Consider the following 6850-nt stretch of genomic DNA (forward strand, 5'->3'; position numbering starts at 1 on the left):
GTTCCAGCAACGAGATTCCTGATCCCGGAACCTGCTCTGCGAGTCTTATATGAATAAACGCCCGTTGTATTTCGACTACGCCGCCACCACCCCGGTGGATGAGCGGGTCATCAAGGTCATGGTCGAGTGCCTGGGTTTCACCGGCAACTTCGGTAACCCCGCGTCCAGCTCCCATGCGTTCGGGCAACAGGCTCGGCAAACCGTAGAACATGCCCGCCGGCAGGTCGCCAATCTGGTGGGTGCCGAGGCCGATCAGATCGTCTGGACTTCCGGCGCCACCGAATCGAATAACCTCGCGCTCAAGGGCGTGGCCCAGGCGCGAGGCGTCGCTGGCGGCCATGTCATTACCAGTCAGATCGAGCACAAGGCGGTACTCGACACGGCCAGGCAATTGCAGGATGCCGGGGTCGCGGTCACTTACCTGGTGCCTGATGCCGATGGCCTGATTACCGCGCAGGCGGTCAGCGAAGCCATGCGTGAGGACACCTTCCTGGTCTCGCTGATGCTGGTCAATAACGAACTGGGTACGGTCAACGATATCGCTGCCATTGGCGACATCGTGCGTGCGCGTGATGCCTTGTTTCACGTCGACGCGGCGCAGGGCGCCGGCAAGGTCGTCATCGACCTGGCGCAATTGCCGGTGGACGTGATGTCGTTTTCCGCCCACAAAATCTACGGCCCTAAAGGTATCGGTGCGTTGTACGTGGGGCCCCGTGCGCAACAACGCCTGCACGCGCAGATTCACGGTGGCGGGCACGAGGGCGGCTTGCGCTCGGGTACGTTGGCTACCCATCAGATTGCGGCCATGGGTGTGGCATTCGAGTTGGCGGCGCAGCTGTTCGAGGATGAAAAAGTCATCGTTGCCGGTCTGCACGAACGCCTGCTCGAACAACTTTCAAGCATTCCCGGCGTTCGTCTCAACGGTAGCCCGTCGCAACGCATTCCCCACACCCTGAGCCTGACGTTTGCCGAGGGTGAATTCAATTCCGCGGCGTTGAGCCATTCGATCGCGTTTTCCGCGACGTCGGCCTGCAATTCCGCGAGTAACGCCCCCTCTCACGTGCTGCTCGCCCTGGGGCATGACACCCACTCGGCAAGTCGCACCATCCGCTTGAGTCTTGGACGGTTCACCACCGCGCAGGACATTGACCAGGCGGCAGACCTGATAAAAGCGGCCTGCACCAGTGCTCCGGCATTCTGGCAATAGGTCTTAAAGCGCCCATGCACCTCAGCGCTTCAACAATAATGAATACGTGATTAGCAGGAGACATGATGAGTACGCAGCCTTCGATCAATGGGTCAGTGCCCCAGCGCCTGGCGCAAACCCGCGAGCTGATGAGCCGGGAGGGCATTCATGCGCTGCTGGTGCCGTCAGCAGACCCGCATTTGTCGGAATACCTGCCGGGTTACTGGCAAGGGCGTCAGTGGCTGTCGGGCTTTCATGGTTCCGTCGGCACGCTGATCGTCACACCGGACTTCGCTGGAGTCTGGGCCGACAGCCGTTATTGGGAGCAGGCGACCAAGGAGCTTGAGGGCAGTGGCATTGAACTGGTCAAGCTGCAACCGGGCCAGCCTGGGCCGCTGGACTGGCTTGCTGAGCAAACCCCCGAAGGTGGTGTGGTGGCAGTTGACGGTGCGGTGATGGCAGTGGCCTCGGCGCGCACCCTGGGTGGCAAGCTCGAGGAGCGCGGTGCTCGCTTGCGCACGGACATCGACTTGTTAAGCGAAGTCTGGAGCGATCGCCCGAGCTTGCCCAACGAGCCGATCTATCAGCACCTGCCACCCCAGGCGACCGTCAGCCGCACTGAAAAACTCGGCAAGCTGCGCGAGGTAATGAAGGCGCTTGGAGCTGACTGGCATTTCATCGCCACTCTCGATGACATTGCCTGGTTGTTCAACCTGCGTGGCGGCGACGTGTCTTTCAATCCGGTGTTTGTTTCCTTCGCCTTGATCGGGCAGGACCAGGCTACCTTGTTCGTGGCCATGAGCAAGGTCAGCGCCGAGTTGCGCGCCACCCTTGAACAGGACGGCGTGACGCTGCGTGATTACAGCGAAGTGGCTGACGCTTTGCGCGCGTTACCGGCCGGCGCGAGCCTGCAAATCGATCCGGCACGGGTCACCGCCGGGCTGTTGGACAATTTGGACAGCGGCGTGAAACTGGTCGAGGGCCTGAACCCGACCACCCTGGCCAAATCGCAGAAAAGCCTGGCGGACGCCGAGCATATCCGCCTGGCCATGGAGCAGGACGGTGCGGCGCTGTGCGAGTTCTTCGCCTGGCTGGAGTCGGCATGGGGTCGTGAGCGCATCACCGAACTGACCATCGACGAACACCTGACGGCAGCACGCATGCGTCGTCCGGGTTATGTGTCGCTGAGTTTCAACACCATCGCCGCCTTCAACGCCAACGGCGCGATGCCGCACTACCACGCCACCGAAGAAGCGCACGCGGTGATAGAGGGCGATGGCCTGTTGTTGATCGACTCCGGTGGCCAGTACCTGGGCGGCACCACCGATATTACGCGGATGGTTCCGGTCGGTACCCCGACCGAGGAGCAGAAGCGTGATTGCACACGAGTGCTCAAGGGCGTCATCGCCTTGTCCCGGGCGCAGTTTCCCAAAGGTATTCTTTCACCGCTGCTGGACGCCATTGCACGCGCGCCGATCTGGGCCGAAAGCGTCGATTATGGCCACGGTACGGGTCACGGCGTAGGGTATTTCCTGAACGTGCATGAAGGTCCGCAGGTGATTGCCTACCAAGCCGCTGCCGCACCGCAAACCGCCATGCAGCCGGGCATGATTACCTCCATCGAACCGGGTACCTACCGTCCTGGCCGCTGGGGTGTTCGAATCGAAAACCTGGTACTGAATCGCGAAGCGGGCAAGAGCGAGTTTGGTGAATTCCTCAAATTTGAAACGCTTACGCTGTGCCCGATCGATACCCGCTGCCTGGTGCCAGCGCTGCTGACGGAGGACGAAAAACAGTGGTTCAACGCTTATCACGCCCAAGTGCGTGAGCGCCTCGCTCCGCTGCTCGATGGCGCTGCGCTTGAGTGGTTGAACACACGGACAGCTGCCATCTGATTATCGCAATATCAGGCGCCGATGGCGGCGCCTGTATTCAGCTCAGGGCTTCAACCACGAAGTCCAGTCGGTCCTGGCCGAAGAACAGCTGATCACCCACGAACATGCTCGGTGCACCAAACACCCCTCGTTGTACCGCTCGCTCAGTGTTGTCCTTGAGCGCCGTCTTCACTTGCTCGTCTGCGGTCAGTGCCAGCGTTTCAGCTGGATCAAATCCGTGTTCCGTCAGCACTGCGGCAACCGTTTGCGGATCATCCATGTTGCGACCCTCAACCCACAGCGCCCGGAACAGGCAGTCGATGAATACCTCGAACCGCTCGGGATGGCGTAGCTGCATGCCGGTCACCGCGCGCATCAACATCAGGGTATTGATGGGAAAGTGCGGGTTGAACTTGAGTGGCACGCCGTAGCGTTTCGCATATCGAGCCAGGTCCTGGAACATGTACCGGCCCTTGGCGGCAATGGTTACCGGCGAAGCGTTGCCCGTCGCTTTGAATACACCCCCCAGCAGCATCGGAACGTAGATCAGCTGGCTGTCGGTCTGCTGGCATATCCGCGGCAGTTGCGTAGAGGCAAGGTAGGTGGCCGGGCTGCCGAGGTCGAAAAAGAACTCCACGGTTTTAGTCATGATCGAAGTGCTCTGCTTAATTGTAGGGAAGGGTTTACCAGCGTTCGTTCCAGGGACGTAGATCGAGCTCGAAGGTCCAGGCATCACGGGGCTGACTGTGCAGGTACCAGTAATTGTCGGCAATGTGCTCGGGGTTAAGGATGCCGTCCTGGTCTTTGGTGGCGTATTTCTCGGGGAAGTTTTCGCGGATGAAATCGGTATCGATTGCGCCGTCGACCACCACGTGGGCCACGTGAATATTCATCGGCCCCAGTTCCCGGGCCATGCTCTGGGCCAAGGCGCGGATCCCGTGTTTGGCCCCGGCAAAAGCTGCAAAGCCTGCTGCACCGCGCAGCCCGGCGGTCGCGCCGGTGAACAGAATCGTTCCGCGCTGCCGTTGGGCCATGCGCTTGGCCACTTCGCGCCCGTTGAGAAAACCTGAGAAACAGGCCATCTCCCAAATCTTGAAGTATTTGCGCGCCGTCTCTTCAAGGATGCTGCAAGGAACGTTGGCGCCGATATTGAAAACGAAGGCTTCGATGGGGCCGATCTGGCTTTCGATCTGCTCGATCAGCGCCACGACCTCCTCTTCCTTGCGCGCATCGCAGGAAAAACCATGGGCCTGTGCACCGGAAGCCTTGATGGCATCGACCAGGGGCTGGAGTTTATCGGCGCTGCGTCGGGTGACACAGGCGATGAAGCCTTCCTGCGCAAAGCGTTTGGCAATCGCGCCACCTGTAGCATCACCGGCGCCAACAACGAGTACGACCTTCTTGTTATTCATGGCAAACCCTTTAGTAAACGATCGTTAACTAAACGAACGTTATGCTACGATCCGACTAGCGTCAAGGTGATTACTTCTGAGGGCAGGGCGATGCGTTATTCGGCCAACCACAAGCTGGAAACCAGAGAAAGGCTCTTGCAGAGCAGCGCCGTATCGGCGAAGCAGTCCGGGTTCTCTACCGTGGGGGTGGATGGCCTGATGAAGGCGATCGGTTTGAGCGGAGGGGCTTTTTATAGCCACTTCTCGTCCAAGGATGAACTGTTCGCTGCGATTGTGGAGCGCGAGCTGGGGCAAAGCCTGTGCCGGCTGGAAGGGGATCAGGACTTGCAGAAGCTGGATCGCTGTCTGCGGCAATACCTCAGCATGGCGCACGTCGAGAGTGCGCAGAACGGTTGCGCTTTGCCCGCCCTGGGCGCCGAGATTGCCCGTTCGGACGATGCGGTCCGTCAGCTGGCGCAAGACTGGATCTGTCGGCTTCAACAAAACTGGGCGCTGACACTGGGCAGCGAAAGCCTCGCCTGGGCCATCCTGTCGCAGTGCGTTGGCGCACTGGTAGTGGCGCGGATGTTGGCGACACCGGACGTCCAGCGCACGGTGCTGAAGTCCAGCTACGACGAAATCCGCAAGCAAATAGCAGAGCCGCGAACCTGACGTGCGCTTACTTGCAAATGACGATCATGCTGCGGCTGGTGTAGCCGGCTGGATTGAGGCCGAACGGGTAATCGCCTGGCTCTTCTACTGAGTCCCCCGACTTGGCAATGACCTTGTAACCTTTGGGTGCACACGAGTCGACAGCCTTGGTGTAGCACTTGTCCCAAGAGGACGACAGACCGGAACAGTTGATGTGCAGCCCTTTCTTGCCGTGCTTGACCTGGGTTTTGGAGGTTGCCGCACAACCCGCAATTGCGAGTACCGCGATCAGTATCAAAATTCGTTTCATTACTATCCCTATAGCGTCCCCGGGTCTGATGCCCGGGTCTGACTGCATTCGCTTTCGTTTGAAGCGTTTTGATATCCAGATCTTGAACATTCCTGCCTGGCACCGGGTCGTGGGGCCGGGCAGGGCGTTAAACATGGCCTAATTGGTCGTCAAATACCAGACTCTCGTAAAATCCTTCATCAGTCTACCGCGACCGCGGGCTTTGCATTGCTGCCCATGGTCAGGGTCGCTCCGACGGATGCCAGGATAATGCACATGATGGCCATCCACTGTGACAACGAAAGGTATTCCTGCAGAAACAGTAAGCCAGACAGTGCGCCGAAAGCGGGTTCGATACTCATCAGCGTACCGAAGGTGCGGGCAGGCATGCGCGTGAGGGCGACCATTTCCAGCGTATAAGGCAGGGCAGTGGACAGGATGGCAACGCCGATGGCCACGGGAATCAGCGAGGGGGTAAGCAAGGCCGCACCTGCATGCACGATCCCTATGGGTGCGACGAACAGCGCTGCGATCATTACGCCCAAGGCGGCTGTCTGGACGCCGTTGTCTGCGCCGGCTTTCTGCCCGAACAGAATGTACAGCGCCCAGCACACGCCGGCACCGAGTGCATAACCGGCACCCACGAGATCGATCCCGGTACTGGTGGCGCCGGTAGGAATCAGCAGGAGCAGGCCTACCGCAGCTAAAGCAATCCACAGAAAGTCGATGGCTCGGCGCGAGGCATAGATCGCTACGGCCAAGGGGCCGGTGAACTCCAGGGCGACCGCGATCCCCAGGGGAACCGTTTGCAGAGACATATAGAAGAGGAAGTTCATGCCGCCCAGCGCCATGCCGTAGATGATTACAGTGCGCAGGGACTTGGCGGTGAGCTTGGCGCGCCAGGGCCGCAGTATCAGCAGCATGATTACGCTGGCGAAGATCAGGCGCAGGGTCGTGGTCCCTTGAGCGCCTATTAATGGGAACATGCTTTTGGCCAGTGATGCGCCAGACTGGATCGATGCCATGGCTATTAATAGCAGGCCAACCGAGAACAGGGTCGAGGAGAGAGTGCGGGGCTGGTTGTTCATTTCGCGGCATCGTCCAAGGCAGGAAGCGAGAGTAATTCCATATCTGGGCAATATACTGCGCATTCGGTGGTGATACGTCTATCTCTATGCAGCAAATTCGATCCTCTGATAGAAAAGCGTAATCAGTGCTTGACGGCAGATTTCAGATGTCTATAATTCGCCCCACTTCCGGCGCAGTCGAAACGGAAAACTCCTTGGTAAACAATGAGTTACGCAGTTTTGACGGTCAGCTGCTTCAGGTCATCGAAGCGCAAAAGAAGTTGAAAAAGAGGTGTTGACAGCAGCGTGTAACGCTGTAGAATTCGCCTCCCGCTAACGAGAGATCGAAAGCGCAAGTGGTTGAAGTTGCTAAGGAAACTTGGAAAACTTCT

General features: G+C 59.1%; 7 protein-coding genes. 3 read left to right on the forward strand and 4 right to left on the reverse strand.

Annotated features, from left to right (window positions below; all coding sequences use genetic code 11):
* The first annotated feature begins 49 nt into the window (after positions 1–49).
* Together UB23_RS04605 and UB23_RS04610 are read left to right on the forward strand one after the other, a co-directional pair.
* A complete protein-coding gene (locus tag UB23_RS04605; protein WP_045058148.1) occupies positions 50–1207 on the forward strand; it encodes a cysteine desulfurase family protein in 1158 nt (385 codons plus the stop codon).
* Between the two features lie 65 nt (positions 1208–1272).
* Positions 1273–3081, forward strand: a complete 1809-nt coding sequence (locus UB23_RS04610; protein ID WP_045058149.1) for an aminopeptidase P family protein — start codon at positions 1273–1275, stop codon at positions 3079–3081.
* Positions 3082–3118: 37 nt separating this feature from the next.
* Here the strand turns inward: UB23_RS04610 and UB23_RS04615 are convergent, their stop codons facing one another.
* Both UB23_RS04615 and UB23_RS04620 read right to left on the reverse strand, forming a co-directional pair.
* Entirely contained in the window at positions 3119–3709 is a 591-nt protein-coding gene (locus UB23_RS04615) for a 2-hydroxychromene-2-carboxylate isomerase (protein WP_045058150.1), read from the reverse strand.
* 34 nt (positions 3710–3743) lie between these two features.
* A complete protein-coding gene (locus UB23_RS04620; RefSeq protein ID WP_045058151.1) occupies positions 3744–4472 on the reverse strand; it encodes an SDR family oxidoreductase in 729 nt (242 codons plus the stop codon).
* Positions 4473–4562: 90 nt separating this feature from the next.
* On the opposite strand from UB23_RS04620, the gene UB23_RS04625 reads away from it, so the two are divergent.
* Positions 4563–5123 (forward strand): TetR/AcrR family transcriptional regulator, encoded by a 561-nt coding sequence (locus UB23_RS04625; RefSeq protein ID WP_045058152.1) that lies wholly within the window; start codon positions 4563–4565, stop codon positions 5121–5123.
* A 7-nt stretch (positions 5124–5130) separates the two neighbouring features.
* Here UB23_RS04625 and UB23_RS04630 read toward each other — a convergent pair whose 3' ends face one another.
* Together UB23_RS04630 and rhtA are read right to left on the reverse strand one after the other, a co-directional pair.
* Complete coding sequence (locus UB23_RS04630) at positions 5131–5412, reverse strand: hypothetical protein (protein WP_045058153.1); 282 nt, start codon at positions 5410–5412, stop codon at positions 5131–5133.
* Positions 5413–5591: 179 nt separating this feature from the next.
* Entirely contained in the window at positions 5592–6479 is an 888-nt protein-coding gene (gene rhtA, locus UB23_RS04635) for a threonine/homoserine exporter RhtA (protein WP_045058154.1), read from the reverse strand.
* Positions 6480–6850: the final 371 nt, after the last annotated feature.

Source organism: Pseudomonas sp. ES3-33, from assembly GCF_000952175.1.
In the GTDB taxonomy this organism is placed as follows: domain Bacteria; phylum Pseudomonadota; class Gammaproteobacteria; order Pseudomonadales; family Pseudomonadaceae; genus Aquipseudomonas; species Aquipseudomonas gregormendelii.